Source organism: Shinella sp. (genome assembly GCF_052438155.1).
In the GTDB taxonomy this organism is placed as follows: Bacteria; Pseudomonadota; Alphaproteobacteria; order Rhizobiales; family Rhizobiaceae; genus Shinella.
The window spans coordinates 11,783-37,092 of record NZ_JBQVPI010000013.1; the positions used below are offsets into that span (position 1 = coordinate 11,783).

At 62.3% G+C, this 25,310-nt stretch carries 24 protein-coding genes; 16 read left to right on the top strand and 8 right to left on the bottom strand.

All coding sequences use genetic code 11. The annotated features are described in order from the left end of the window. Positions 1-20: 20 nt before the first annotated feature. Together ACT6VE_RS21435 and ACT6VE_RS21440 are read left to right on the top strand one after the other, a co-directional pair. Entirely contained in the window at positions 21-959 is a 939-nt protein-coding gene (locus ACT6VE_RS21435) for a Gfo/Idh/MocA family protein (protein ID WP_444800463.1), read from the top strand. Then, the gene (locus ACT6VE_RS21440) at positions 956-1,306 is read left to right on the top strand and encodes a MurR/RpiR family transcriptional regulator (RefSeq protein ID WP_444800464.1); all 351 of its coding nucleotides are present in this window, start codon (positions 956-958) and stop codon (positions 1,304-1,306) included. The genes ACT6VE_RS21435 and ACT6VE_RS21440 overlap by 4 nt, the downstream gene beginning before the upstream one ends. A gap of 148 nt (positions 1,307-1,454) precedes the next feature. On the opposite strand, the gene ACT6VE_RS21445 is transcribed toward ACT6VE_RS21440, so the two are convergent. Then, positions 1,455-2,768: a glutamine synthetase gene (locus ACT6VE_RS21445; protein WP_444800465.1), complete on the bottom strand. Its 1,314-nt coding sequence runs from the start codon at positions 2,766-2,768 to the stop codon at positions 1,455-1,457. Beyond that, positions 2,758-3,660 (bottom strand): MurR/RpiR family transcriptional regulator, encoded by a 903-nt coding sequence (locus ACT6VE_RS21450; RefSeq protein WP_444800466.1) that lies wholly within the window; start codon positions 3,658-3,660, stop codon positions 2,758-2,760. Before ACT6VE_RS21450 ends, ACT6VE_RS21445 begins: the two co-directional genes overlap by 11 nt. A gap of 156 nt (positions 3,661-3,816) precedes the next feature. On the opposite strand from ACT6VE_RS21450, the gene ACT6VE_RS21455 reads away from it, so the two are divergent. The 9 genes from ACT6VE_RS21455 (at position 3,817) to ACT6VE_RS21495 (ending at position 11,984) form a co-directional block, all read left to right on the top strand. Then, positions 3,817-4,623 (top strand): N-formylglutamate amidohydrolase, encoded by an 807-nt coding sequence (locus tag ACT6VE_RS21455; protein ID WP_444800467.1) that lies wholly within the window; start codon positions 3,817-3,819, stop codon positions 4,621-4,623. Continuing rightward, the gene (locus ACT6VE_RS21460; protein ID WP_444800468.1) at positions 4,623-5,273 is read left to right on the top strand and encodes an isochorismatase family cysteine hydrolase; all 651 of its coding nucleotides are present in this window, start codon (positions 4,623-4,625) and stop codon (positions 5,271-5,273) included. Before ACT6VE_RS21455 ends, ACT6VE_RS21460 begins: the two co-directional genes overlap by 1 nt. A gap of 124 nt (positions 5,274-5,397) precedes the next feature. Next, positions 5,398-6,567: an ABC transporter substrate-binding protein gene (locus tag ACT6VE_RS21465; protein WP_444800469.1), complete on the top strand. Its 1,170-nt coding sequence runs from the start codon at positions 5,398-5,400 to the stop codon at positions 6,565-6,567. A 54-nt stretch (positions 6,568-6,621) separates the two neighbouring features. After that, positions 6,622-7,356, top strand: coding sequence for an ABC transporter ATP-binding protein (locus ACT6VE_RS21470; RefSeq protein ID WP_444800470.1), 735 nt, complete (start codon positions 6,622-6,624; stop codon positions 7,354-7,356). After that, positions 7,349-8,056 (top strand): ABC transporter ATP-binding protein, encoded by a 708-nt coding sequence (locus ACT6VE_RS21475; RefSeq protein ID WP_444800471.1) that lies wholly within the window; start codon positions 7,349-7,351, stop codon positions 8,054-8,056. The genes ACT6VE_RS21470 and ACT6VE_RS21475 overlap by 8 nt, the downstream gene beginning before the upstream one ends. Before the next feature lie 3 nt (positions 8,057-8,059). After that, positions 8,060-8,950 carry a branched-chain amino acid ABC transporter permease gene (locus ACT6VE_RS21480; protein ID WP_444800472.1) on the top strand — a complete coding sequence of 297 codons (891 nt, stop codon included), beginning with the start codon at positions 8,060-8,062 and terminating at the stop codon, positions 8,948-8,950. Between the two features lie 12 nt (positions 8,951-8,962). Further along, positions 8,963-9,991 (top strand): branched-chain amino acid ABC transporter permease, encoded by a 1,029-nt coding sequence (locus tag ACT6VE_RS21485; protein ID WP_444800473.1) that lies wholly within the window; start codon positions 8,963-8,965, stop codon positions 9,989-9,991. Continuing rightward, positions 9,988-10,656, top strand: coding sequence for a cysteine hydrolase family protein (locus ACT6VE_RS21490; RefSeq protein WP_444800474.1), 669 nt, complete (start codon positions 9,988-9,990; stop codon positions 10,654-10,656). Before ACT6VE_RS21485 ends, ACT6VE_RS21490 begins: the two co-directional genes overlap by 4 nt. A gap of 14 nt (positions 10,657-10,670) precedes the next feature. Then, on the top strand, positions 10,671-11,984 hold the full coding sequence (locus ACT6VE_RS21495) for an aspartate aminotransferase family protein (protein WP_444800475.1): 1,314 nt from the start codon (positions 10,671-10,673) through the stop codon (positions 11,982-11,984). Between the two features lie 83 nt (positions 11,985-12,067). Here the strand turns inward: ACT6VE_RS21495 and ACT6VE_RS21500 are convergent, their stop codons facing one another. From ACT6VE_RS21500 to ACT6VE_RS21520, 5 genes are all read right to left on the bottom strand, one after another. Next, positions 12,068-13,222, bottom strand: a complete 1,155-nt coding sequence (locus ACT6VE_RS21500) for a M24 family metallopeptidase (protein ID WP_444800476.1) — start codon at positions 13,220-13,222, stop codon at positions 12,068-12,070. 172 nt (positions 13,223-13,394) lie between these two features. Beyond that, complete coding sequence (locus ACT6VE_RS21505; RefSeq protein WP_444800477.1) at positions 13,395-14,984, bottom strand: ABC transporter substrate-binding protein; 1,590 nt, start codon at positions 14,982-14,984, stop codon at positions 13,395-13,397. 30 nt (positions 14,985-15,014) lie between these two features. Further along, a complete protein-coding gene (locus ACT6VE_RS21510; protein ID WP_444800478.1) occupies positions 15,015-16,610 on the bottom strand; it encodes an ABC transporter ATP-binding protein in 1,596 nt (531 codons plus the stop codon). A gap of 11 nt (positions 16,611-16,621) precedes the next feature. Continuing rightward, complete coding sequence (locus tag ACT6VE_RS21515; protein ID WP_444800479.1) at positions 16,622-17,494, bottom strand: ABC transporter permease; 873 nt, start codon at positions 17,492-17,494, stop codon at positions 16,622-16,624. Next, positions 17,494-18,435, bottom strand: coding sequence for an ABC transporter permease (locus ACT6VE_RS21520; protein ID WP_444800480.1), 942 nt, complete (start codon positions 18,433-18,435; stop codon positions 17,494-17,496). The genes ACT6VE_RS21515 and ACT6VE_RS21520 overlap by 1 nt, the downstream gene beginning before the upstream one ends. A gap of 628 nt (positions 18,436-19,063) precedes the next feature. On the opposite strand from ACT6VE_RS21520, the gene ACT6VE_RS21525 reads away from it, so the two are divergent. The 5 genes from ACT6VE_RS21525 to ACT6VE_RS21545 all read left to right on the top strand — a co-directional run bounded on the left by ACT6VE_RS21525 (position 19,064) and on the right by ACT6VE_RS21545 (position 24,573). After that, entirely contained in the window at positions 19,064-20,059 is a 996-nt protein-coding gene (locus tag ACT6VE_RS21525; RefSeq protein ID WP_444800481.1) for an ABC transporter substrate-binding protein, read from the top strand. Positions 20,060-20,106: 47 nt separating this feature from the next. Next, the gene (locus tag ACT6VE_RS21530; RefSeq protein WP_444800482.1) at positions 20,107-20,919 is read left to right on the top strand and encodes an ABC transporter ATP-binding protein; all 813 of its coding nucleotides are present in this window, start codon (positions 20,107-20,109) and stop codon (positions 20,917-20,919) included. After that, a complete protein-coding gene (locus tag ACT6VE_RS21535; protein WP_444800483.1) occupies positions 20,916-21,725 on the top strand; it encodes an ABC transporter permease in 810 nt (269 codons plus the stop codon). Before ACT6VE_RS21530 ends, ACT6VE_RS21535 begins: the two co-directional genes overlap by 4 nt. 124 nt (positions 21,726-21,849) lie before the next feature. After that, positions 21,850-23,577 carry an amidohydrolase family protein gene (locus ACT6VE_RS21540; protein ID WP_444800484.1) on the top strand — a complete coding sequence of 576 codons (1,728 nt, stop codon included), beginning with the start codon at positions 21,850-21,852 and terminating at the stop codon, positions 23,575-23,577. 105 nt (positions 23,578-23,682) lie between these two features. Next, complete coding sequence (locus ACT6VE_RS21545) at positions 23,683-24,573, top strand: LysR family transcriptional regulator (RefSeq protein WP_444800485.1); 891 nt, start codon at positions 23,683-23,685, stop codon at positions 24,571-24,573. Between the two features lie 262 nt (positions 24,574-24,835). Here the strand turns inward: ACT6VE_RS21545 and ACT6VE_RS21550 are convergent, their stop codons facing one another. Further along, the gene (locus tag ACT6VE_RS21550) at positions 24,836-25,069 is read right to left on the bottom strand and encodes a tautomerase family protein (protein WP_444800486.1); all 234 of its coding nucleotides are present in this window, start codon (positions 25,067-25,069) and stop codon (positions 24,836-24,838) included. Positions 25,070-25,310 lie beyond the last annotated feature (241 nt).

Here is a 25,310-nt window from a genome sequence, read left to right on the forward strand (position 1 = left end):
CCGAAAGGTCTGGACATCCGATGAAAAAGTTTCGCCTCGGACTTGTTGGGGCCGGCCGCATGGGGCAGGTTCATCTGCGCGCCGTTGCGGAAAGTGCGCATGTCGAGATCGTCGCTGTTGCTGAACCGTCCGCCGCGGCGCGCGCAGCCCTCTCTCCTTCCGCCTTCGCGCTCCACGCCGACGCCACGACCATGATCGATGCCGGTGGCCTGGACGGTATCCTCCTTGCAACGCCGAGCCACACCCATCTCGCAACAGTCGCCGCGGTCGCCGCACGCGGTCTGCCGATCCTGTGCGAGAAGCCTTGCGGCATCAGCGCGGCACAAGCGGCGAAAGCAGCTGCGATCGCCGAAAAAGCCAAGATCCACCTTCAGATAGGCTACTGGCGCCGGTTCGTGCCAGAACTGAAGGCATTGAAGGACCGCATCCAGGCGGGCCTACTCGGCGAACTTTATCTGGTCTCCTGCTTCCAATGGGATGAGACGCCGCCCGCGACATCGTTTCGGGCCAAGGGGGGCGGTGCCTTCATCGACATGGGTGTGCATGAATTCGACCAGTTGCGCTGGCTGACCGGACAGGAGCTCGGCAACTACTGCGTGGCCGCATCGAAAACGGCGTTCGCTGACGCAGTCCCGGAGGATCCCGATGCCGTTCAGCTTCTCTGCGATCTCTCCGGCGGCGGGAATGGCCTGGTGTCGCTCGGGCGGCGGTTCCCGGTCGGTGATGCCTGCTGGGTGCAGGTGTTCGGCACGCAAGCCTTCACGGAATCGCGGTTCTTCTGGCCCCCCTCCGGTGAGGCCGTGTTTTTCGCGGCCCTGCGCGCGCAACTTGAAGACTTTGCCAGAGCCGCACAGGGAGGGGCGTCGCAAGGAGCAACAGCGTCAGACGCCATTGCCGCTCTCGTTGCAGCGGAGGCAGCAACTCAAGCCCTGGGCGGGCAAGGCAAAAGCGAGGTTTGACCATGCTGAACCACGGGCCGCCTCAGACACTCATGCAGCTGAAGTCCCAGATCGTTGCCGGCGACATCGTCCTCTCAGGAGCATTGCAGAAGGCCGCCGCCGTTGCATTCGACGCTCCGGACAGGATCGCGTTCGAGACGAGGAACCTGTTTGCCCAGCGCAGCGGTGTCGCCATCCAGACCGTCGACCGCTTGTCCCACCAGTTGGGCTACAGGAATTTTCGCGAATTCAGGAATTTGTTTCGCGATCATCTCAGGAAACACCCCGCTCACGGTGATCGGGCGGCCTGCACGCAAAGGTCGGCAAAGCCGAATTCCCTCGGCACGCCAGGACGGGCGGTAAAGTGACATCGCCCCTGTCGCTCACCAAGATATCGTCACTGAGGCTTCGATAATTTTCCGCTCGATATTGTTCTCAGCTTCGGCCCCCCGACATTCAACCGCCGGATGGCATGACGCATCCCTGGAACCAGGAACACGTCATTTTTCACGCGCGTCAGTAGACGCTTTCGTAGGCAGCACAAATTTCGGCCTGTGTCTTGCCGGCAAGGTAGGCGATCTCGCCTTCCTTGTGCTTGACGTAAACGTCGGCGAAACCGTCCGGAAACCAGCCGCAAACCGTTGCGTTGCCCTTGAAGCGCTCAAGGGCGGCTTCGAGGGTTTGCGGCAGGCGGACGTAACCGCGGGCCGCAAGGGCTTCAACGTTCAGAAGCGAGAGGTCCTCCTGCGTCGCTTCCGGCACCTCCAGCCCTTCCTCGATGCCCTGCACCCCGGCATGGACGATCGCGGCGAGCGTCAAGTGCGGGTTGGCGGTACCGTCGGCGGCGCGGAACTCGAAGTTGAACTGGGCGGCGCGCGCGATGTCGCTGATGTCGGAGACCGGGCAAATACGCACGGAGGCCTCCCGGTCGCGAAAACCGAGATTGTTGAAGGCAGCACTCCAGCGATGCGGGGTAAGGCGCAGGTAGGAGACGACGCTTGGCGCGGTGATGGCGATAATCGAGTCGAGATATTTCAGGATGCCGGCAACGAATTTGCCCGCGACATCGGAGAGTTCATGCTTCCCGTCCGGATCGTAGGTGACCGGGTTGCCAATCGAATCCAGCATGCTGATATGCACATGCACGCCGTTGCCGACGCCAGCCGGATCTCGGATCGGCGTGAAGGTCGGATCATAGCCAAGCTCACGGGCGACGAGGCCGACGAGTTCGCGGGTGATCAGCGAATGGTCGGCGACGGTGACGCCCTTTTGCGGCCCCATCGTCACCTCGAACTGGCCGGCGCCGAATTCCTTGAGGATTGTGTCGGGCGTGACACCTGCCTGCCGCATGGCGGCGATGATCGCCTCGCAGAAATGCCGCTCCTCCTGGAAGCCACCGAGCGTGAAGGCCTTACCGACGTCGGAGACCAGATGCTTGATCTGGAATTCGTGCTCGAACGCGCCGTAGAGCGTGACGCCGGCCACCCGTTGCAAGCGCTCAAGCGCCGCTTCCAGGATCGAGCGCGTGCAGAATTCCCATGGCCGGCCATCGGTGTAGCGGATGTTGCCGAGCACAAAATTTTCGTTCGGCGCGCCCTCCTCGCTCTCGATGCTGACGCTGGTTGCCGGATCGGGAATCAGCACGAGATCGCCAAGCGAGCCGAATGGGCTTTCGGCAATGTTGTCGAAGCAGGTGATCTGCACATTGGTCGGCGTCCAGCCGACGCCGCGCTTCAGGCGCTTCTCCATCTGCACCAGCGGAAAAGCCTTGCCGCGCACCTTGCCCGAAAGGTCGCCGCAGCAGGCAACCATCATTTCTTCACGTTTCATCGACGTCCCCGTTTAGCTTGTCCTGGTCATAGCCCGGCATCTCGAAGCGGATGCCGTCCCAATCCTTGATGCGTTTCTGTGTTGCTTCCCAATCGGTCTCGGAGACGCGCACGATCAGCGCCTCGACAAGCGCCATGGCGGCGGCCACCGTATCCCAGGCCGTGCCGGCATCGATCGGCAGGGCCACGATATGATCGGCGCTGCGGGCGGCGGGCGACATCCATTTGTCGGTGACGACAACGATCGTCGCGCCGCGTTTTTCCGCAATCGTCTCGGCAAGCCGCGAGAGGCTGAGCTGGTAGCGCCGAAAATCGAAGAGCAGCACGACATCCTTCTTGCGCATGCGCAGCACGTGTTCCGGCCAGAATTCCGGGTTGTCCGCCATGTGGTAGATGCCGCTGCGGATCTGCCTGAGATGGATCGACAGGAACGCAGCGACATTGTCGCTGACGCGGCCACCGAGAAGGAAGATGTTGCGCGACGGATCGGCAAGCAGGCCGGCGAGAATGTCGAACTGTGCCTGCGAAACCGTTGCCGTCATGTCCTGCATGACGGCGGAAACGCGGGCAACATACTCCGACAGGAACTCAGAATGTCCGACCGGCTTCTGGCTGGACTTCAGGTCGAGCGGTGAGCGCTGCCCCTCCTTCAGCTCGGCGATCAGCTGGCGTTGCAGGTCCTGGAAGCCGCTGCAGCCGATCTTGCTGACGAAACGGGTGATCGACGGTGCGCTGACACCGGTCTTCGCCGCCAGCTCCTGAATGCTCTCGAGGCCCGTGAAGGGGTAGTCGGCGAGAATGGCATTGGCGATCTTGCGCTCGCTTGCCGTCAACTGCGCTGCGGCCTCGCGGATCCTCGTGCGGATCGTCGTCGATGATTTCCCATCGCTCATTGGTGTTCGTTCCCGTTGTTGAAACAAATATTCGCTCTTGAAAAAAAATAGTCAAATGGAAAAATTCGATTGACTATGATCGAAAAATTTCTTTGACTAGCCCTCATTGAAGCCAGTACCCGGCCCCTCGTAGGGCCGCATCACGGATGCCATTCCATGCTCAGGTTCGCAGATCGCGACACGACCAGATTGCTGCAGACGGGCGACCCTGATCCCGTGGAATGGATCAATTCCGCCGGCTCCTCGACGATCTTCCTGACCTGCGAGCATGCCGGCCGCGCCGTGCCGCGCACGCTTGGCGATCTCGGCATTCCGGCCGAGGAGATGGAGCGCCATATCGCCTATGACGTCGGCGCCGAGGGTGTGGCGCGTGGCCTTGCCGAACGGCTCGATGCGTCGCTCATCCTCCAGCGCTACAGCCGTCTCGTCATCGATTGCAATCGCCCCCTGGAGGCGAAGGACTGCATTGTCACGCAAAGCGACGGCACGGTGGTTCCGGTTAACGCCGACATCACGGATCTCGATCGCTCCCGCCGCTATGTGGAAATCCACCAGCCGCTGCACGAGGCGATCGCGGTGGCGCTGGATCAGCGCCAGGCGAGCGGAAAACCGCTCTTACTCGTCTCGGTGCACAGCTTCACGCCGGTTATGCGCGCGACAGGCGCCGTGCGGGATTTCGAACTCGGCCTGCTCTACAATCGCGATGCCCGCCTTGCCGAACGACTGGCCGACGCCTTCCGCACCGCCAATCAGGACGTCACCGTCAAGCTCAACGCGCCGTATCACGTCGACGACGTCTCAGACTACACCATCCCTGTGCACGGCGAGCGGCGCGGCATTCCGCACGTGCTTCTCGAAGTGCGCAACGACCTTATCACCGATGCTCGCGGGCAGGAGGAATGGGCCGACCGATTGGCCGGTCCCCTCCGCCAAGCGGCAGACAGAATTGAAGGAAATGCCTGATGGCCGCTAACCATCTGACCACCCGCGAAATCCCGCTCGATCCGGCCGCATCCGCCATCCTCTTCATCGACGTGCAGAACTTTTCCGTGCGCCGTGAGGGCGGAGAGTTCAAGGACGTTTCCGATTCGGATATCGGTGGCAAATACGGCTACTATTTCAAGCGCATCCACGAGGTTGCGATCCCGAACATGCAGCGCCTGCTTGGCGGCTTCCGCAAGGCCGGCATCGAGGTACTGCACACGACGATCGAAAGCCTGACCAAGGACGGCCGCGACCGCAGCCTCGACTACAAGATCACCGGCTTCAACGTGCCGAAGGGCTCGTGGGACGGCAAGGTGATCGATGAGCTTGAGCCGCTGGAAGACGAGATCGTCTTCCCGAAAAGCTCGTCCAGCGTCTTCGTCTCCACGCATATCGACTACACGCTGCGCAATCTTGGCGTGAAGCAACTTGTGCTTTGTGGATTGCTCACCGACCAGTGCGTCGAATCGGCAATCCGCGACGCCTGCGATCTCAACTACCTGGTGACGCTCGTGCCGGATGCCTGCGGCACCTATTCCGAGGAACGCCACAACACATCGCTCAGCGCAATCAAGGGCTATTGCCGGCAGATTTCGACCGACGATCTCCTGAAGGAAATCGGGCAGTAAGAAGCCAGGAACGAACCGACGGGACGGAAACGAGGAGCATTCGAAAGCGGGCCGCACAACAAAACAAAAAGGCCGGACCGCTGATCCATTCATTGCCGAAAAGGCATCATTAAGGGGAACGACCATGATAAAGACTTCCACATTGCTTCTGGCGGCGAGTTTTGCGCTCGCCTCCACGACCACGTTTGCCGCCGACGACAAGATCGTGATCGGCGGCGCGCTGTCGATGACGGGTATCCAGGCCCCGCTCGACACGCCCGGCTATAACGGCGCGCAGGTTGCCGTGAAATTCCTGAACGACAATGGCGGCGTGCTCGGCAAGCAGATCGAGTTCATCAATATCGACGGCAAGTCCGATCCGGTGACGGTCGGCAACGTCGCCGTCGAGTTGATCGACAAGGGCGCCCAGGTCATCGTCGCGCCCTGCGACTTCGACTTCGGTTCGCCGGCCAGCCGCGAGGCGCAGACCGCCAACCTCGTCGGCATCTCGACCTGCGCTTCCGACCCGCTCTATTCCTCCTGGTCGCTCGGCGACAAGCAGTTCACGCTCTCCATGTGGAACACCACGATGGGTGCGACGGCCGCCGACTTCGCGGTCAAGGAAAAGGGCTGGAAGACGGCCTATGTCGTCACCGACCAGTTCATCGCCTATACCAAGTCGCTATCGAAATACTTCGTCGAACAGTTCAAGGCCGATGGCGGCGAGATCCTGCTCGAAGATACCTACACGAACGGCGACAACAACTTTTCCGCCCAGCTCGCGCGTCTCCAGGCGCTTGGCAAGAAGCCGGACGTGATCTTCGTTTCGTCCTACGGCACGGATATCGGCGTGATCATCCGCGCACTGCGTGAAGTTGGCTACGACGCGCCGATCCTCGGCGGCGATGCCTATGACGACCCGGCCATGCACCAGGCGCTCGGCGAAAAGTTCGGCAACAACGTCTATTTCGTCACGCATACCTGGATGGGAGCCGGAGCAGATCCGGAAATGGAAAAGTTCATCGGCCTCTACAAGGAGATGTTCGGCAAGGACCCGGACACTTCCTTCGTCTCGACCGGCTGGGACACGATCATGATGCTCGCCCAGGCGATCAAGGCAGCCGGCTCGACCGATGGCGCGGCTGTTGCCAAGGCGCTGGAAGACGGTCAGTTCAAGCTGCTCACCGGTGACCTCGACTATGGCACAGCCGAAGAAGGCCATGTGCCGAACAAGGCCGCGGCTTTGATCGAACTCAAGGGCGGCAAGCCGACCTTCGTGGGATGGCGCAAGCCGGAATCCTTGCCGAAGCCCTGATCGTTCCCGTTTACGGGCCGGCCCAAAGGCCGGCCCATCACCTTCGGAAAAGCCATGTCTGAAACGCGCCTCGCGGTAAACGACGTGTCGGTGGAATTCACCGGCCTCCGCGCCCTCGACCATGTGTCTCTCTCCGTTTTGACCGGCGAGGTCGTCGGCCTCATCGGGCCGAACGGCTCCGGCAAGACGACGCTCATCAATGCCATTACCGGCCAGGTGAAACTGGCAGGCGGTACGATCACCGCCGGCGATACCAGGCTGTCTGGTCTCTCCCCACGCGAGATCGCGCTTCAAGGCATCAGCCGCTCGTTCCAGATCGTGCGGCTGTTCAACACGATGACGGTGCTGGAAAACGTCGAGGCCGCAGCACTGGCAAAGGGGGCTTCGCTTGCTGTCGCCGCCGAGCGCGCGAAAGGCCTGCTCAACGAACTTGGCCTCACGGCCAAGGCGGACGAGCTGGGCGAAAGCCTGAGCTACGGCGACAAGCGGCGCGTCGAGATCGCCCGGGCGCTCGCCGCCGAGCCACGTTTCCTGCTGCTCGATGAACCGGCGGCCGGCATGAACGACGCCGAGACGGAAACGCTGCTGCACACACTCTCCGAGCTGCCAAAGAAACGCGGTCTTGGCCTTCTTATCATCGACCACGACATGGGTCTCATCATGCGCCTTTGCCACCGGCTGCACGTGCTCGCCTCCGGCCGCACCATCGCGGAAGGGGATGCTGCCCATGTCCGCGGCCACCCGGCGGTCATCGAGGCCTATCTCGGTAAGGGAGCGGCCCATGCTTGATATCCGCGACCTCTCCGTCAGCTACGGCACGATCCGCGCCGTGCGCGGCATCAGCTTCACCGTTGGCAAGGGCGAGCTTGTAAGCCTGCTCGGTGCCAATGGCGCCGGCAAATCCTCGACGCTCAAATGTATTGCCGGCGCGCTGAAAGCGTCGGGCGGGTCCATCACGCTCGCCGGCAAGGACATCACGTCTGCCAGTCCCGAACAGGTGGTGCGTGCCGGTCTCGCCACGGTGCCCGAAACCCGCGACGTGTTTCCGGACCTCACAGTCGCCGAAAACCTCATGCTTGGCGCCTATATCCATCGCCGCGACCAGGCCGGCAACCGGCAGAACCTTGAACGGCAGCACACATTGTTCCCGCGCCTTGCCGAGCGCTCGCGCCAGCCGGCCGGCACGCTCTCCGGCGGTGAGCAACAGATGCTCGTCATTGCCCGCGCGCTGATGTCGCGCCCCACTGTATTGCTGCTCGACGAACCCTCGCTCGGGCTTGCGCCGGCGATCGTCGAACGCATCTTCGAGATGATCGAGACGCTGAAAAAGTCCGGCCTCACCATCCTGCTCGTCGAGCAGAACGTGAACCAGGCGCTCGCCGTCGCCGACCGTGCCTATGTCATGCGGCTCGGCGCGGTCGTCACATCCGGCACGCCCGACGAGATCCGCGCGACCAGCGATCTCAGCGCGCATTATCTGGGAGGCTGACCCATGGCTTTCGCAATCCAGTTCGTCATCGACGTCTTGAGCCTCGGCGGCGCCTACGCCCTCATGGCACTCGGCCTCGTCATCATCTACGGCATCCTGCGGCTGGTGAACTTCGCCTATGGCGAGCTCATCATGGTCGCCGGCTACACCATGTTCCTCACCAGCGGCTCCGGCCTACCCTGGATCATCATGGCGGTGCTCGCCGTCGTTATGGCGATCGTCTTCGGCATCATCACCGACTATGCCGCCTTCCGTCCGGTGCGCGCCAAGTCGGTGACCGCAGTCCTCATTACCTCCTTCGCCTTCTCCAACCTGTTGCAGAACGCGGCCCTGCTCTTCATTTCTCCCCGCCCGCGCAACGTGCCGCTGCTGGAAATTTTCTCCGAAACGGTCTCGATCGGCGGTGCGATCACGCCGGTGCGCAATCTCATCACCATTGCTGCCTCCATCGTGCTGCTTGCCGCCGTCGCCTTTCTGATGCGCAAGACGACACTCGGCATCGCCATGCGCGCGGCGGCGACCAACTTCACCATGGCGCGCATGCTCGGCGTGCCGGCGAACCTCATCATCTCGTCTGCCTTCGCACTCTCCGGCTTCCTCGCCGGCGTGGTCGGCATCCTGTGGATCGGCCGCATCGGCACCGTCGTGCCGGGCGTTGGCATGGAGCCGTTGCTCATCGCCTTCATCGCCACCGTCATCGGCGGCATGCGCAGCCTGCCCGGTGCCGTCGTCGGCGGGTTCCTGCTGGCACTCATCGACACGACGCTCAACTATACCCTGTCGCAGGATCTTCTGAAATTCCGCGACGCCTTCACCTTCAGCCTCGTCATCCTGATCCTGCTCTGGCGCCCCGATGGCCTCATCAAGGGTCCGGCGAGCGGTCAGCGGACCTGAGGAGCGGAACCCATGAAACATTCCTATCTCACCGCCCTCATCCTCATCGGTGTCATCCTGATCATCGGCGTCGGCAGCCAGCTTCTCGGCATCCGCCTCTATGACCGCATCGCCACCAACCTGTTGATCTCGCTGGTGCTGGTCATCGGATTGCAGACCTTCATGGGCAATTCCGGCCTGCTCTCCTTCGCCCATATCGGCTTCATGGGGCTTGGCGCCTACACCTCCGCCGTGCTCACCATCCCGGCGCAGATGAAGGGCATGGCACTGCCCGACCTGTACGAATTCATGAAGCTGGTGGAAGTCTCGCCCCTTATCGCCATGCTCGCCGCCGGCGTTCTGGCCGCAGTCGTTGCTGCTGTCGTCGCCTATCCGCTGATGCGACTGTCCGATGCGGCGTCGGTCATCACCTCCTTCGCGCTGCTCGTCGTGCTCTACACGGTCATGAACAACTGGAGCGCCTTCACCAACGGCCCGCGCACCCTTTTCGGCCTACCGAAGACGACGGACATGCCGATCGCCGCCATCGTCGCCGGCATCGTCGTCATCGTCGCCCTGCTCTTCAAGGAATCGCGCACCGGAAAGCTCCTGCGCGCCTCCCGCGAGGACGAGGTGGCGGCCGCAGCCCTCGGCGCCAACATTCCGCACCTGCGCTGGCGCGCCTTCATCCTCGCCGCGTTCATCGCCGGCATCGGCGGCGCGCTCTGGGGCCACTTCATCACGTCCTTTGCGCCAAAAGCCTTCTACCTCAAGGAGACCTTCCTGATCGTCACCATGCTGGTGATCGGCGGGGCCAACACGGTGACCGGCGCTGTTGCCGGCACGGTCCTCATCACCGTCGCCTATGAGGGCCTGCGCAGCACGGAGTCGGCGCTGAACGCCACGTCCGTCGGCGCCGGCCAGGTCATCGGCCTTACCGAAATCGTGCTGGCGCTCGCTATGATCGCCGTGATGATCCTGAAACCCGGCGGTCTCTTCCCCAACCGCGAGATCGGCCACATCCTCACCCGCGCCCGCCGCAAGAAGGAAACCGCACCATGAGCTGGAAGACCGCCTACCGTTCCTTCTACTACGCCAATGCCGAGGCGCCGGACGACATCGTGCTCGACCCGGAAACGACGGCGCTGCTCGTCATCGACCTCCAGAACACCTATCTCGACCCGAAGGACACGCCGGAAGAAACCGCCCGCTGGCAACCGTTCTACGACCGCGTGCGCGGGACCGTAATCCCGAACACAGCACGGCTGATCGAAGAATGCCGCAAGCGCAAGGTGGAGGTCATCTACGCCCGCATCGCCTGCCAGAAGCCGGACGGCCGCGACCGCTCGCTCAGCCAGAAGAAGCCCGGCTTCAATTACCTGCTTCTGCCGAAGGAGCTGCCGGAAGGCCAGATCGTACCGGAGCTCGAGCCACGCCCCGACGAAATCGTCATCACCAAGACGACCGACAGCGCGCTGACCGGCACGAATCTCCGCCTGATCCTCGCAAATATGGGCATCAAGGACGTCATCTGCTGCGGCATCTTCACCGACCAGTGTGTCTCCTCGACCGTGCGCAGCCTCGCCGACGAAAGTTTTGGCGTGGTGGTCGTCGACGATTGTGGTGCTGCGGCAACGGATGAACTGCACAAGCGGGAACTCGAGATCATCAACATGATCTACTGCCATGTCGTCCAGCTCGACGAGGTTTTGACCTTCTTCAAATAGGCGAGGAAAGCACGATGTCCGGTCTCTACGCCCGCGAAAGCCGATCGGTCTCGAAAATGGCGCATCTGCGGTTCTTCCCGCAGGCGATCGTCGGCGGCAGCGGTGCCTATCTCACCGGCGACGACGGACGGCAGCTCCTCGACTTTGCCGCCTCCTGGGGCGCGGCCAGCCTCGGCCACTCCCATCCCGCGGTCCGCGCGGCGGTCGATCGTGCGCTCTCGGACCAGGCGGGCGCCAGCTACCTTTCGACCGCAAACGAGCCCTGCGTGCTGCTTGCGGAAAAGCTCCTGTCGCTGGTGCCAGAGCGCGCCCGCGGCCGGGTCTGGTTCGGCCATTCCGGCTCCGACGCCAACGAGACGGTCGCCCGCATGGTCGTCGCCGCCACCGGCCGGCCGCGCATTCTCGCCTTCAGCGGCGCCTATCACGGCGGCACGGTCGGCTCGATGGCCGTCTCCGGCCATCCGGCCCAGCAGGGCACTCGGGCCGAAGGCCTGACGCTTGTGCCCTATCCCAACAGCTATGCAGCCGGTAGCCCGGAAGCCGCGAAGGACGCAGCACTTGCCCATCTCGAAACGCTTTTCGCGACGGACGTGCCGCCGGAAGAGGTGGCCGCTTTCTTCATCGAGCCGATCCAGTCGGACGGCGGCATGCTGGTTCCGCCGGACGGCTACTTCAAGGCGGTGGAAGCACTCTGCCGCAAGCACGCCATCCTGCTCGTCTCGGATGAGGTGAAGGTCGGTCTCGGCCGCAGTGGCCGCTTCAACGCCTTCGAGCATTCCAGCATCGAGCCTGATATCGTCGTCTTCGGCAAGGGCCTTGGCGGCGGCCTGCCAATCTCTGCGGTGGTCGGCCCGGAAGCCATCATGAACCACGCTGTCGCCTTCTCGCTACAGACCGTGCACGGCAACCCCGTCTGCGCCTCTGCAGCACTTGCCGTGCTCCAGACGATCGAGCGCGACCATCTCGTCGAGAACGCAGAGAGAACCGGCACTGTGCTGCGCGACGCCCTCGATCGCCTCGCTGCGCGCCAGGCGCTGATCGGCAATGTGCGCGGCCGCGGCCTTGCTCTCGGCGTCGAACTCGCCACCGACCGCGCGAGCCACGAACCGGCAGCACGGCAGACTGCACTCACCGTCTACCGCGCCTTCCAGCTTGGCCTCGTGCTGTATTACGTCGGGGTCCAGTCAAACGTGCTCGAATTCACTCCACCCCTGACGCTCACCGAAAACCAAGCACAGGAGGGCGTCGCCATCCTTGATCAGGCCCTCGCCGATGTCGCAGCAGAGCGGGTCGACGAGAGCCTGCTTGCCGATTTCGCAGGCTGGTAGCCTATCCAGGCTGGCTATGGGGCTTTGGAATGGGAGCGCGCGAATCGTTTTCCTAGGAAACGACAAAGCCGCGCCCCAGCACCTTACTTGACGCCGAAGACGACATCATCGCCGCTGAGGGATTCGAAGCCGTTTGCGGTCAGGACGGCCGGCATGCTGGCGCCGACGCAGCCGACGCCGTCTTCGTAGAGGCAGGGCGTGACGTGGAAGCACATGCCCTCTTCGAGAAGAGCGTCATGATCGCGGCGGAGCGCCATGACGTTGTCCTCGCCCCAGCCGGGCGCGAACGAGCCGCCGATGCTGTAGGCCGGGCGCGTGACCATCCATTCGGCAAAACCGCGCCGTTCGATCACACCCTCGAAGATGCGAGCCGCCTCATGCGCCGTCATACCGGGACGCACCCGGGCAAAGCCTTCGTCGAGCGCTTCCTTACAGACGTCGAACAGCTGCAGCACGCGCGCAGCGGGCTGGCCGATCGAATAGAAACGGAAGATCGGTGTGTGATAGTCGAAGACGGACGCGGCCGGCTCGATATTGACGAGTTCGCCGCGGGAAATCGGCGCGCCGCACCAGGTGACATGGGCGCGGGCCGTGCGCGGGCCGGCGCAGACATTCGGCATCTTGGCCGGACGGTGGCTACCATTGGCCATCATGCTGTCGCTGACGACCATGGCAAGCTGCGTATCGGTCATGCCCTCCTGCAGCGCCGCAAACCCGTCCAGGCACGATTGCGCCGCGATATGGCCGGCCTTGCGCAGGAGGTCGATTTCAGCAGGGCTCTTGATGCGGCGCAGATGTTCGACGAGACCCGAGGCATTGAGGACCGCATCGTCCTTCGGCCGCAGGAAACCGGCGATGGCCATCTGCACCGTACCGTATTCCGCGGCAATAACAGGTTTGCCGGGGACGAACTCGGCAATCGTGCGGGCGAGCACCGTCGCATAGTCCTGTCCGTCCGGCACGCCGATGCCGTCGTCAGCCCAGATCTTGCCCTTCAGCGCGCGGATATTGCTGAGCTCCGTCAGGCGCATCACCCAGACGGCCTTGCCGTCTGCCCGCACGATCAGCGAGGTCGCGCCGTGCGCGAGCGAGCCGAAGCCCGTCAGGTAATACATGTTCTCGGTCGAGTTCAGCACGCAGGCATCGATGCCGCGTTCAGTCATGAGCGTTCTGAGCGCATCGCGGCGGGCGAGATATTCTTCGGGCTGGAAGGGCAAACGATCGTAGTCGGTCGACATGGTTTCTGCTCGCATTCTAGAGTTTGTCAGGGAAAAATGGGAACCGGTTTTTCCGAAAAGACAAACGAAAACAAAGAACCCTAGAGTCTGTCTGATTCAGAATGAGCCAGACAGACCCTAGAAGTGGGAGTTCTGCGGAGAGCGGCGACGGACGTCGCTCTCCGCTCTGGCCTCAATCGCTCTTCTTGAGGTTCCAGAAGACCGGGACGTCCTGCGTCACCAGCACGTCGGAAACCTTGTCGGAGAAGGCGACGAAGGTGTTCCACTGGCCGAGCGGAATATGGTGGCCGGTCTCGAAGGCGCGGATGGAATATTCCGCCGCAACCGCCTTGCGGGCTTCCTCGCCGTCGGCAAGGGCGAATTTCAGGCGAAGGTCCTCCAGGGCCTTGTCGCAGGGCCAGCCGAAGATGCCCTTCTCGCAAGCGGCCGAGAAGGTGATGCTCCAGACCGGATTGGAAACGACCTGCCCGCCGACATAGGAGTGGAGCAGGTTCCAGCCGCCCTTGTCGGCCGGTTCCTTGGAATTGCGGCGCTTCAGCACCGTCGCCCAGTCCATTGCCTGCACGTCGACGGTCAGTCCGATGTCGCGCAGCGCCTGCACCGTCACCACCGTTTCCGGATGCACGATGCTCTCGTCGGTCGGGTCGAGAATGACGATCGGCTTGGAGAAATCCCAGCCCGCCTCCTCAAAGAGCGCCTTGGCCTTCTGCGGATCGGGAGCCTTCAGGGCATCGAGCCCTGCCTCGGTCTCCATCGGCGTGCCGCAGATGAAGAAGGAGGCGCAGGTCTTGAAGTAATCGGGATTGCCGTTGACCGCCTGGAGATAGTTCTCCTGGTTCGTCAGGTAGAACATGGCCTGACGTGCCTTGGCATTGTCGAAGGGCGGCTGGGTGTGGTTGAAGAACAGCGTGCCCTGCGTGCCGGTCTCGTTGACAACCTTGGTCTTGAGGTTGCCGGCCGCCTCGATGACAGGAAGCAGGTCGAGCGAAGGGCTCTGCCAGAAGTCGATCTCGCCACCCATCAACGCCGAGAGTGCCGTCTGCTGGTCCTTTATTATATCCCATTCGACCACGTCGAACTGGACGACCTTGCCACCGGCAAAGGCGCTTGCCGGTTCCGAACGCGGCACGTAGTCGGCAAACTTTTCATAGACCACCTTGCTGCCCGGCACCCATTTGTCCTTGGCGAACTTGTACGGACCGGAGCCGGTATAGTCGGTGATTTCCTTGAAGGGGTCGGTCTCGGCGATGCGCTTGGGCATCATGAACGGAATGTTCGAGGCCACCTTGCTCAGGGATTCCAGCACGATGCCATAGGGTTCGTTGAACTCCAGCTCGAAGGTGCGCTCGTCGACGGCACGCATCTCCTTGAGCTGGCGCGCCATAAGCTGGCCGGCGGCATCGCGCGCCTGCCAGCGCTTCAGCGAGGTCACGCAATCCTCCGCCGTGACCGGCGCCCCATCATGCCATTTCAGCCCTTCGCGCAGGGTGAAGCGATAGGTCTTCTTGTCGTCCGACAGCGTCATGTCCTGAACCATCTGCGGCTGCGGCACGAAGTGCTCGTCGAGCGCGTAGAGCGTGTCGTAGATCATGAAGCCGTGCATCTTCACGATGTCGGCGGTCGCGCCCATCGGGTCGAGCACCTGAAGGTCGGCGCTCGGCACGACCCTCAGCGTGGTTTCGGCAAGAGCGGCGCCCATGCTGGACAAGAGCACGGCCGAAGCGAGGAGCGCCCGGCACGATGTTTTCACATGATTGAACATTGTCATTCCCCTTTTGGTAAAAACCTGTCGTCAGGCCGGAACGGGTTCTTCCGCCCGGCCGGGTATCGAGGCGAGAAGCTCGCGGGTATAGGCATGAGCGGGCGCAGCGAAGACCGAGGCCACCGTGCCCTCCTCGACGACCACGCCGCGATGCATGACGATCAGCCGGTCGCAGATCTGTGCGGCCACGCGCAGGTCGTGGGTGATAAAGAGGATCGCAAGGTCGAAGCGCTTCTGGATATCATCGATGAGGCGCAGCACCTGGGCCTGCACCGAAACGTCGAGCGCCGAAACCGCCTCGTCCGCAACCAGAATGTCCGGCTCCATGGCGAGCGCCCGGGCAATCGAAATGCGCTGACGCTGGCCGCCGGAAAACTGGTGCGGGAAGCGGTCGATCGCATGCGGCTCCAGGCCGACGAGTTGCATCAATTCTTTCGCCCGCTCCGTCGCCTCGACCCTGCTCAGCCCGAAATTCATCGGCCCTTCAATGATCGACTGGCCGACCGTACGGCGTGGATTGAGCGAGCGGTATGGATCCTGGAAGACCATTTGCAGGCGCTGGCGGAAGGCGCGGCTGCTCTGGCCGGAAGTTAGCTCCACGGTGCCGGAGGACGGCTTGATCAATTCGGTGATGCAGCGGGCAAGCGTAGACTTGCCGGAACCGGACTCGCCGATGATGCCCAGCGTCTCGCCACGGCGCACGGTCAGCGAGGCGCCCTGCAAGGCATGCACCGTGCGCTTGTCACGGAAAAGGCCGCCGCTGTGATAGGTCTTTGCCAGCCCATCCACCTTGATCGCCACGTCGCCAGTGACGACATGGCCCTTGCGTTTCGGCTCCAGCGTCGGCACGGCGGCGATCAGCATGCGCGTATAGTCGGTGGCCGGCGCATCGAGCACTGCGGCCGCAGGTCCCTGTTCGACGACCTTGCCGGCCTTCATGACCACGACCCGGTCGGCGATCTCGCGCACGACGCCGATATCGTGGGTAATGAAAAGCACGCCCATGCCGCGGTCGCGCTGCAGATCGCGGATCTGCGCAAGGATCTGCGCCTGCGTCGTCACGTCGAGCGCCGTTGTCGGCTCGTCGGCAATGAGGAGCTTGGGGCCGAGGATGAGTGCCGCGGCGATCAGCACGCGCTGGCGCTGGCCGCCGGAAAGCTGGTGCGGGAAGGCGTGGTACATCCGCTCCGGATCGGGCAGGCGGACCTCGTTCATCGCGGCGATGACCCGGTCGAAACGCGCACGGCCGGAGAGTTTTAGATGGGTGCGCAGCACTTCGTCGATCTGCTTGCCGACGGCTTGGACCGGGTTCAGAGCGGTCATCGGCTCTTGAAAAATCATGCCGATGCCGCGTCCGCGCAGGTCCCTGAGTTCAGCGGGCGTCGCCTTCGTGATGTCGCGGCCCTCGAAAAGGATGCGGCCTTCCGGCTTCGGAAACACCTTCGGCAAGAGGCCCATGATGGACTGGGCCGTGACGGATTTGCCGGAGCCGGATTCGCCGACGACACAGACGATCTCGCCGGCAGCGACCGAAAGCGATATGTGGTCGACGGCAAAACCGCGGTCGCCGTCGCCGGGCAAGGCAATGGCGAGGTTCTCGACCTCGATGACGGGTGGGGTCTTCATCAGCATCACCTTCACATCCGTTTTGCAATGCGGGGGTCGAGCGTGTCGCGCAGGCCGTCCCCAAGCAGGTTGATGCCGAGCACAGTCAGCGCCAGGAAAAGGCTTGGCAGGAAGACCAGCCGCGGTGCGACCTGGAAGAAGGTGCGCCCTTCCGAGATCATGTTGCCCCAGCTGGGGATTTCCGGCGGCAGGCCGGTGCCAAGGAAGCTGAGACCCGCCTCAATGAGGATGGCGGAGGCGCAGATATAGGTGCCGAGCACCATCAGCGGCGCATAGGTGCTGGGCAGGATGTGCCGGACGAGAATCTTCGGTGTCGAGGTGCCGACGGAGATGGCGGCCTCGACAAAGGGTTCCTCGCGCACCGTCAGCACGACGCTGCGCACGAGCCGCACGACGCGCGGGATTTCCGGAATGGTGAGAGCCACGATGACCGTGCCGATGCTGGCGCGGGTCAGCGAGACGAGCGCGATGGCAAGCAGGAAGGTCGGGATCGCCATGAGCCCGTCCATGACACGCATGACGACCGCATCCACCCAACGGAAATACCCGGTCACCAGGCCGATGGCGACGCCGAGAAGAAGGCTGGTTGCCGCAACGCAGAGGCCGATGAGGATGGAGCTGCGCGCGCCGTAGATTGCACGACTATAGACGTCGCGGCCGAAGAGGTCTGTGCCGAACCAGGCAAGCTCGGATGGCGGCTTCAGTCGCATGGCCGGCGCTATACGGCTCGGATCGACCGTGCCAAGCAGGGGTGCCGCCAGCGCCATCAGGGCAATCGCCAGGACGAGCAGGCCGCCGATCAGGACGGAAGGATTGCTCAGGAAGGCCGGCAGGCGACGCTTTGCGGAAGCCGGCGCGGCCGAGGGGGGAGCAAAGCTGTTCATCAGTAGCGCACCCTTGGATCGAGGAAGGCATAGCCGATGTCGATCGCCAGATTGACGAGGACATAGACGCCGGAGAACATGAGGATGACGCCCTGGATGACCGGGTAGTCGCGCTTCAAGATGGCATCGACCACCAGGCGCCCGACGCCGGGAATGTTGAACACGGTCTCGATCACCACGACGCCGCTGATCAGGAGTGCGACGCCGATGCCGATGACCGTGAGGATCGGGATGGCCGCATTGCGCAATGCATGGCGGGTCACGACAAGGCGCTCCTTGACGCCCTTGGCGCGCGCCGTGCGGATGAAATCTTCCCCCATCATCTCGAGCACGCTGGCGCGCGTGATGCGGGCAATCAGCACCAGGTAGGCAAGGCCAAGCGTCACTGTCGGCAGTGCAATGGTGGAGAAAAACGGGCCGATCCCGTCACGTATGCTGGCAAAGCCCTGCACCGGCAGCATGCGCAGTTGCAGCGAGAACACATAGATCAGGCAATAGCCGAGCACGAAGACCGGCACGGAAAAGCCGAGCACCGAAACAAGCATCAACGTCCTGTCGAGCCAGCTGCCAGCCGTCGCGCCGGCGATGGTGCCGAGCGGCACGGCTATCACGATGGCGAAGATGAGTGTCGTCAGCGCCAGCGACGCCGTCGGCTCGATCCGCTGGAGGATGAGGTCGGACACCGGGATGTTGGAAAAGATCGAAATCCCAAGATCCCCCTGCAACAGGGAACCCGCCCACATGAAGAACTGGGTGATCAGCGGCTGATCAAGCCCAAGCGAGATACGGATCTTCTCGATTGTCGCCGCGTCCGCGTTGTCGCCGGCGATGACGACCGCAGGGTCGCCAGGGCTCAGCCGCAGCAAGAGGAACACGGCGATCGAAACGATGAGAATGACGGGCACCAGGCCCAGCATCCGCTTTGCAACAAAAGCAAGCATGCAATTTTTCCAAATTATTGAATGCAATCTTGCATACATACTGCATACATGCCCCGCAGGTAAAGCGCTTTTGACAAAAACTGAGCCGTTTCCCGATATGCGCGCATCAATGTGAAGGGCCGCAAGCCCAGCATGTATCGCCGGAGAGCCGCCAGGGTGAGGCGCGTCTGGTATACAACCTGAAGGCATTTTTATGTGGAGAAGGCGCCCGGATACATATCGTCCCTCGCGCCGGCGATGCCTATTGTCTCGCACCCGACCGATTGGGTGAGCATGGCGCTTTTCTTCGTCCACCACTTGCGCTGGCAGTCGTTTCCGACAAGGACGGGCGGCGCATGTCCTTGTCGGAAATGGAGGGCAGTATTCCACGCCGAAACAAAGAGGTTCCCAAGTGAGGTTCTCTGCGATCGCTTCACGCGGCTTGTGGAAAAACAGCCTCCCGTATCGCGATTGACGCCGACAAGTTCAACCTGAGTCGCAATGCGAGGTTCCGGAACTTTTTTAGCGTGCTCGAAAAGCGAGCACTCCGTGCGTTATTATATGCTTTTCGGAAGCGCGTTCTTCGCGTTTGATGCTGGTGAGGAGCAGGCTCTGGAATGTGCCTGCTGTCGTTTTGGGAGGAACGAAAATGAAGAACACAACGGACAAGGCGCGCCTGCTGCTTGGCGCATCGGTTACTTTTCTGTGCTCGCTGGGGATGGCCGAGGCCGCGGATCTCCAAAAGGTCACCTTCATGACGAGCTGGTATGCTCAGGCCGAGCATGGTGGTTTCTATCAGGCCAAGGCGAAAGGTCTTTACGAGAAGGAAGGGCTCGAAGTCACCATCAAGATGGGGGGGCCTCAGATCAACGGCATGCAGCTGCTGCTGGCCGGCGAAACCGACTTCTACAACGGCTTCGACTTTCAGGTCCTGAGCGGCGTGGAACAGAAGTTGCCGGTCAAGGCGGTCGCCGCCATGTTCCAGCATGACGTCAACGGCATGCTGACCCACAAGGATGTCGACAGCCTCGCCGGCCTGAAAGACAAAACCCTCATGATCGCAACGTCCGCCCGGGCCTCATGGTGGCCTTGGCTCAAGGCCAAGCATGGCCTGGAGGACACGCAGGTCCGGCCGTATACCTTCAACGTCCAGCCGTTCCTGGTCGATCCACAGTCGGCCCAGCAGGCCTTCCCGAGCTCGGAACCTTTCACGCTCGAGAAGCAGGGCGTGCCCTACAACTTCTTCCTGTTCGCCGACGAGGGTTATCCGCCCTACGGCATCACGCTCGTCACCCGCACGGATGTCATCGAAGGCAAACCGGATGTGGTGGAGAAGTTCGTGCGCGCCTCGATCGAGGGATGGAAGAGCTATCTTGCCGATCCGGCGGCGGGCAATGTGCTCATCAAGGAAGCCAACCCCAAGATGAGCGACGCGCAGCTCGCCTTCGCCCTGAAGCGGATGAAGGAACTCGGGCTCGTTACCGGCGGTGACGCGGCGACGGACGGCATCGGCATCATGAAGGAAGAACGCTGGAAGGCGAGCTATGACTACATGGTCTCGGCGGGCCTGCTCAAGCCCGAGACGAACTGGAAGGACGCCTTCACGATCGACTACGTGAAGGGCCTGAAAATCAAGCCAGATTGAGGTGACGGATGACGCAACTGGCATTTTCAAGGAAAATCGAGAGTAGTATGGCGCTTGCGCAACAAACAGCCATCATTGACGTCCGTTCGGCGGAAAAAACCTTCCCGAACGGATTCAGAGGGCTTGAACCGGTCAACCTGCGGGTGGAGCCCGGTGAGTTCCTGACGCTGATCGGTCCCTCGGGCTGCGGAAAAAGTACACTCCTCGGCATGATGACGGACCTCTTGAAACCGTCCGGCGGGGAACTCAGCTGGTGGGGCGGCTCGTTCGACCAGACCGGAACGGCGGGCAAGTCACTGTCCATCGTCTTCCAGGATGCGACGTTGATGCCCTGGGCGACGATTCAGGCAAATGTCCGCCTGCCGCTCGACCTTGCGAGGACGCCCCGCAAGGAGGCGGACGAGCGGGTGCGCCTGGCGCTGGAGAAGGTGGGGCTTGCCGGTTTCGAGGATCGCCTGCCGCGGCAGCTCTCCGGCGGCATGCGCATGCGTGTCTCGATCGCGCGGGCGCTGGTGACGGAGCCCAATCTGCTCCTGATGGACGAGCCCTTCGGAGCGCTGGACGAGTTCACGCGCAACAAGCTCGATGCCGATCTTCTGGAACTCTGGCGTGAACGCGGCCTGTCGATCGTGTTCGTGACCCATTCGATCTACGAGGCAGTATTCCTGTCCACGCGCGTCGTCGTCATGGCGGCCCGGCCGGGCCGAATCTCGAAGATCATCGACATCGACGCCCCCTGGCCGCGCGACGATGCGTTCCGGGGCAGCCCGCGCTTTGCCGCGCTTTGCGCGGAACTGTCGCGGGAACTGCGCGAGGCTTCGGAAATGTCCGGCAGCATGTCCGGAGGAGGCAAACCATGAAGAACGCGACCACAAACTTCGACGGCACGCTTCGGTTCGCAGGACCGGCTGTCGTCGGCGTCACAATCCTGGTGCTGTGGCAGGTCCTGTGCACAGTCAATGATGTGCCGATCTACCTCTTTCCCAAGCCGAGCGACATCTGGGCGAGCTTTGCCGAGAACCTGACATCGCTTCTGCGGGCGCTGTCGGTCACGCTTATGGTGACGATACAGGCCTTTGCTGTGGCGGTGGTGGCAGGGACTGCCATCGCCTTCCTGTTCAACCAGAGCCGCCTCATCGAGGCGTGCCTGTTTCCCTACGCGATCATCCTGCAGGTCACGCCCATCGTCGCCATCTCGCCCCTCATCATTATTCTGGTGAAGGACACGCGGCTGGCGCTCACCCTGTGTGCGGCGATCGTCGCACTGTTTCCGATCATCTCGAACACGACCCTCGGGCTGCGCAGTGTGGATCCGGGTCTGCTGAACCTCTTCCGCGCGAACAAGGCTTCCCGGCTGCAGACGCTGATGCGCCTGCGCATTCCGAGCGCCCTGCCCTACTTCTTCGCGGGCCTGCGCATTTCCAGCGGGCTTGCGTTGATCGGCGCGGTCGTGGCGGAGTTCGTCGCCGGCACGGGCGGCATGGGCTCCGGCCTTGCCTATGAAATCCTGCAGGCCGGCTTCCAGCTCGACATACCGCTTATGTTTGCGGCGCTCGGGCTGATCACCCTGGTCGGCATCGTGCTCTTCGCCGCCATGTCAGCGCTATCGAACTGGGCGATCGGATCCTGGCACGAGAGCCATGCGGAAGAGCGCGGGCACGGATAACCCACGGTCAAACAGCCAATCCGACAACACACACGAAGGTCCAGCCACGCCCCGCCCGACCGGCGGCCGACGGGGCGTGGCTGAGGGCTGTCGTGCCGATTACCAGCAATGCGGGAACACGCAGATGAGCTACATGGAAACCGTACACTACGACAAGGTGCGTGCGATCTTCGCCATCCTGAACGGGGAGCGTGAAGCGGACCTCCTTTTGAAGAACCTGAACATCCTCGATGTTCACGGCGAGACCGTCTACCAGGGCTCGATCCTCGTCTATGACAAGCGCATCATCGCGCTCAATCCCGACGAGAGTGTCCTGAAGGTGAAGGACGTCTTCGACGGCAAGGGGCTCTATGCCATTCCGGGCTTGATCGACGCCCATATCCATTTCGAGTCCCAGCTTGCCCACCCGACGGCGCTTGCGGAAGCGATGGTGCCCTGTGGCACGACGACGATCTATTCCGAATGCCTCGATCTGCTGAGTGCGGCCGGGCAGGAGGGTGTGCAGGCGGCGGAAAACCTCTTCCGCGACTATGACAAGCTGCCCTACCGCCTCTATGCCTTCGCGCCGGGCAAGAAGGTCTCCGCGACGGTGACAAACCGCGTGCTCGACATGGAACCGGTAATCGGCCTCGGCGAGTTCGAGCACTTCACCTATTCGTCCGGTGATGACGACGACTTCCGCAAGGCTGCCTGGGTTCGCGCCCGCGGTGGCTTCATGAACGGCCATTGGGGCGTCACCGCGCTCTCCGACATGATGCTCAACTACCTGCCGGCCATCGGCTGCTCCAACAACCACGACGTCTGGAACGAGAAGGACATCGAAAAAAGCATCCGCTACGGCTTCCCGACGCATATCAAGTTCGGCGTCGGCTCCAGCGAGGTGATCAAGGTCCTGCTGCGGTCCATCGTGGATCGCAAATGGCCGACCGACAACTTCATGCTCTGCACGGACAACATCTCCATCGAACGCCTGCTGACCATGGGGCACATGGACTGGATCATCTCGCTTTGCGCCGAGATGGGCATCAACCCGATCCATGCGATCAAGATGGCGACCTACAACACGGCGCGCTCCTTCCACATGGAAGACCAGATCGGCTCGCTGACGCCCGGCCGCTTCGCCGACATCGTGCTGACCGACAGCCTGTCGAAGATCAATCCGCTCTATGTGTTCAAGGATGGCGAACTTGTAGCAAAGGATCGCAAGCTCCTGAAGAATGCCGAGATCGACTATTCCGGCATGTGCAAGAAGGGCGTGCCGGGCCTTGCCGATCTTTCGGCCGAGCAGCTCGATATCGTGCCGCTGGAAATTTCTGAAGATGGCAACACGGCAAAAATCTATCTGTTCGACGTCTATGGCCGCGGCCATGCAAAGTTCTACCAGGAAGTCTGGGTGCCGCTGCGGGACGGCAAGGTGGTGCCCGAGGTCGATGGCGTCAAATACAGCCGCCTGTCGGTCATCCAGCGTTATGCCGATGGCAAGCGTCATATCGTCAACGGCCTATTCAAGGGCGTCTCCATCGATCGCGGCGCGGTCGCGACCTTCTGGCCGGCGCCAAAACCCTATTTCGTGGTCGTCGGCGAGGACAGCGCGGAAATGTGCCATTGCGTCAAACAGGTGGACACCCATGCCGGCGCCTGCATCGTCACCGAGAACATGCAAGAGAAGGCGGTACTGCCGCTCGACATCTACGGCGTCATGGCAAACATGACCGTTTCCGAACTGACCGCCGCGGCCAGTGCCATCGATGCAGCCCTGGAGGAATTGGGCAACCGCAACGAGGGCGAGCCCGTCGTCAACAAGCTGCTCAGCCTCTTCATCTCCCTGCACAGGTTCCGCCTGATGGCCTGAACGGCAACATTGTGGGGGCGGTCCTGCGAAGGATGCGTCCCCACCGATTGAACTGCGATCGAAAAACAGTATTTTCGCGCGGACGATCCCGTTTGAGGTGAAATGATGCTGCATTCCCGGGTTTTGCGCTATATCGACGAAGTTGCGCGCCTGGGCTCGATCCGGGCGGCGGGCGACCGTCTGAACGTCGCGCCGTCAGCGATCAACAAGCATATCCTGCAATTGGAAGGCGTGATCGGAGAACCGCTGTTCGAGCGGCTGCCGCGTGGCCTCCGGCTTACACCGGCCGGTGAAATTCTCGTCGCACATGTGCGGCGGACCATAAAGGAATACAGCCAGGTCGAAGCCGAAATCCGCGATATCAAGGGCCTTCAGAGCGGCGAAGTCATCATTGCAACCACGAACGGGCTTGCCGAGGGGATCGTCGCGAAGACCGCGACGGGTTTTTGCGCCCGCCATCCGCGCATACGGCTCTCGATCCGGAACATGCCAATCCGCGAAATCGTCAAGTCTGTCGCCGATGGCGAAGCCGATCTCGGCTTTGCCTTCAACCTGCCGCCGACGGCACAGCTGGAGACCCTGGTCCGGCTCGAAACACGCCTCGGCGCCGTGGTTTCAAGCGACCACCCCCTTGCCGGCCATGAAATGATGCCGCTCAAAAACTGTACAGGCTATCCGCTGATCTTCGCGGACCGGTCGATGGTCATGCATTCCATCGTTTCGGAAGCCTTTGTCGCCGCGGGCCTCATTGTGGAGCCGACCTTCGTCACGAATTCGATCGAGGCCATGAAGTCCCTCGCCGCCCTTAGCGACGGGATTGCCTTCTTGAGCAAGTTCGACGTAGCGGAAGAGCAGCACAACGGCACGCTTGCCTATGTGCCCATTCGAGATGGAACGTTCGGCAAGAATGTCCTCTCGCTCGTTCAGCGTGAGAAGCGCGGCCGCGCCCTGGCGGCATCCATCTTTACGGAAGACCTGAAACGCTCGTTGCACTGAAATCAGAGGCAGCTTGGCTGCCACGAATGTGCCGATGGAGACGATCCTCCCCGCCAAGATCATCGCCCGTGAGAGCACGGCACAGGTCAAGGCGACGATCCGGAGGGGCCAACGTGAGGTTCGCAACACTCGGCACCTGTTTTTCGACGAGTCGAGCCGATTATGGCTACCCATCGAATTTCGGCGCATTTGCGCTCCACCCGCAACGCTTCAGTGTCAATAGCTGCCAGACCTGCGGCAGGCGCGCTCGGCAGCCGGGACCTCAATCCTCGGAGCCGTAACCAGGCATCCTGTATATCGTATCGGACCGCTGCTGGATGTCCGGCGCAAAGACCCTGGTCATCCATTCCTCATCCTTAAAGTCCTCGATCGCCACCGAAACGAGGTCTTCGCTGCAGCCCAACGTCGCCGTTACAGCCTTGGTGAGCGCATCGGCGAGCGCCCTCTTCTGCTCTTCCGTCCGCCCTTCGACCATATTGAGTATCACATGTGGCATTGTTGTCTCCTCGTGGGGTATGCCCGCGACCTTTCGACGGTAGCGTTTGCCGGTCGATTTCAAGTCTCTCACGGCAGCACCGTAAACGTAACGGCCATCGAGGAAAACAGGCGGCCTATGGCATGGCAAAAGCCTCCCATGATCCTCCTACCGTCACCATCGGTTGCCCACCGGGGTGATCGCTCACGCCATTTGGTCGTAACTTCGCTTTTTGCTCGGCCTGCCTATGGTGAGGTCCTGC

Excerpts from the sequence above, each read along its gene's own strand:
- ACT6VE_RS21435 (WP_444800463.1), top strand. The coding sequence starts at position 21 with ATGAAAAAGTTTCGCCTCGGACTTGTTGGGGCCGGCCGCATGGGGCAG.
- ACT6VE_RS21445 (WP_444800465.1), bottom strand. The coding sequence starts at position 2,768 with ATGAAACGTGAAGAAATGATGGTTGCCTGCTGCGGCGACCTTTCGGGC.
- ACT6VE_RS21450 (WP_444800466.1), bottom strand. The coding sequence starts at position 3,660 with ATGAGCGATGGGAAATCATCGACGACGATCCGCACGAGGATCCGCGAG.
- ACT6VE_RS21455 (WP_444800467.1), top strand. The coding sequence starts at position 3,817 with ATGCTCAGGTTCGCAGATCGCGACACGACCAGATTGCTGCAGACGGGC.
- ACT6VE_RS21460 (WP_444800468.1), top strand. The coding sequence starts at position 4,623 with ATGGCCGCTAACCATCTGACCACCCGCGAAATCCCGCTCGATCCGGCC.
- ACT6VE_RS21465 (WP_444800469.1), top strand. The coding sequence starts at position 5,398 with ATGATAAAGACTTCCACATTGCTTCTGGCGGCGAGTTTTGCGCTCGCC.
- ACT6VE_RS21470 (WP_444800470.1), top strand. The coding sequence starts at position 6,622 with ATGTCTGAAACGCGCCTCGCGGTAAACGACGTGTCGGTGGAATTCACC.
- ACT6VE_RS21475 (WP_444800471.1), top strand. The coding sequence starts at position 7,349 with ATGCTTGATATCCGCGACCTCTCCGTCAGCTACGGCACGATCCGCGCC.
- ACT6VE_RS21480 (WP_444800472.1), top strand. The coding sequence starts at position 8,060 with ATGGCTTTCGCAATCCAGTTCGTCATCGACGTCTTGAGCCTCGGCGGC.
- ACT6VE_RS21485 (WP_444800473.1), top strand. The coding sequence starts at position 8,963 with ATGAAACATTCCTATCTCACCGCCCTCATCCTCATCGGTGTCATCCTG.
- ACT6VE_RS21490 (WP_444800474.1), top strand. The coding sequence starts at position 9,988 with ATGAGCTGGAAGACCGCCTACCGTTCCTTCTACTACGCCAATGCCGAG.
- ACT6VE_RS21495 (WP_444800475.1), top strand. The coding sequence starts at position 10,671 with ATGTCCGGTCTCTACGCCCGCGAAAGCCGATCGGTCTCGAAAATGGCG.
- ACT6VE_RS21500 (WP_444800476.1), bottom strand. The coding sequence starts at position 13,222 with ATGTCGACCGACTACGATCGTTTGCCCTTCCAGCCCGAAGAATATCTC.
- ACT6VE_RS21505 (WP_444800477.1), bottom strand. The coding sequence starts at position 14,984 with ATGTTCAATCATGTGAAAACATCGTGCCGGGCGCTCCTCGCTTCGGCC.
- ACT6VE_RS21510 (WP_444800478.1), bottom strand. The coding sequence starts at position 16,610 with ATGAAGACCCCACCCGTCATCGAGGTCGAGAACCTCGCCATTGCCTTG.
- ACT6VE_RS21515 (WP_444800479.1), bottom strand. The coding sequence starts at position 17,494 with ATGAACAGCTTTGCTCCCCCCTCGGCCGCGCCGGCTTCCGCAAAGCGT.
- ACT6VE_RS21520 (WP_444800480.1), bottom strand. The coding sequence starts at position 18,435 with ATGCTTGCTTTTGTTGCAAAGCGGATGCTGGGCCTGGTGCCCGTCATT.
- ACT6VE_RS21525 (WP_444800481.1), top strand. The coding sequence starts at position 19,064 with ATGAAGAACACAACGGACAAGGCGCGCCTGCTGCTTGGCGCATCGGTT.
- ACT6VE_RS21530 (WP_444800482.1), top strand. The coding sequence starts at position 20,107 with ATGGCGCTTGCGCAACAAACAGCCATCATTGACGTCCGTTCGGCGGAA.
- ACT6VE_RS21535 (WP_444800483.1), top strand. The coding sequence starts at position 20,916 with ATGAAGAACGCGACCACAAACTTCGACGGCACGCTTCGGTTCGCAGGA.
- ACT6VE_RS21540 (WP_444800484.1), top strand. The coding sequence starts at position 21,850 with ATGAGCTACATGGAAACCGTACACTACGACAAGGTGCGTGCGATCTTC.
- ACT6VE_RS21545 (WP_444800485.1), top strand. The coding sequence starts at position 23,683 with ATGCTGCATTCCCGGGTTTTGCGCTATATCGACGAAGTTGCGCGCCTG.
- ACT6VE_RS21550 (WP_444800486.1), bottom strand. The coding sequence starts at position 25,069 with ATGCCACATGTGATACTCAATATGGTCGAAGGGCGGACGGAAGAGCAG.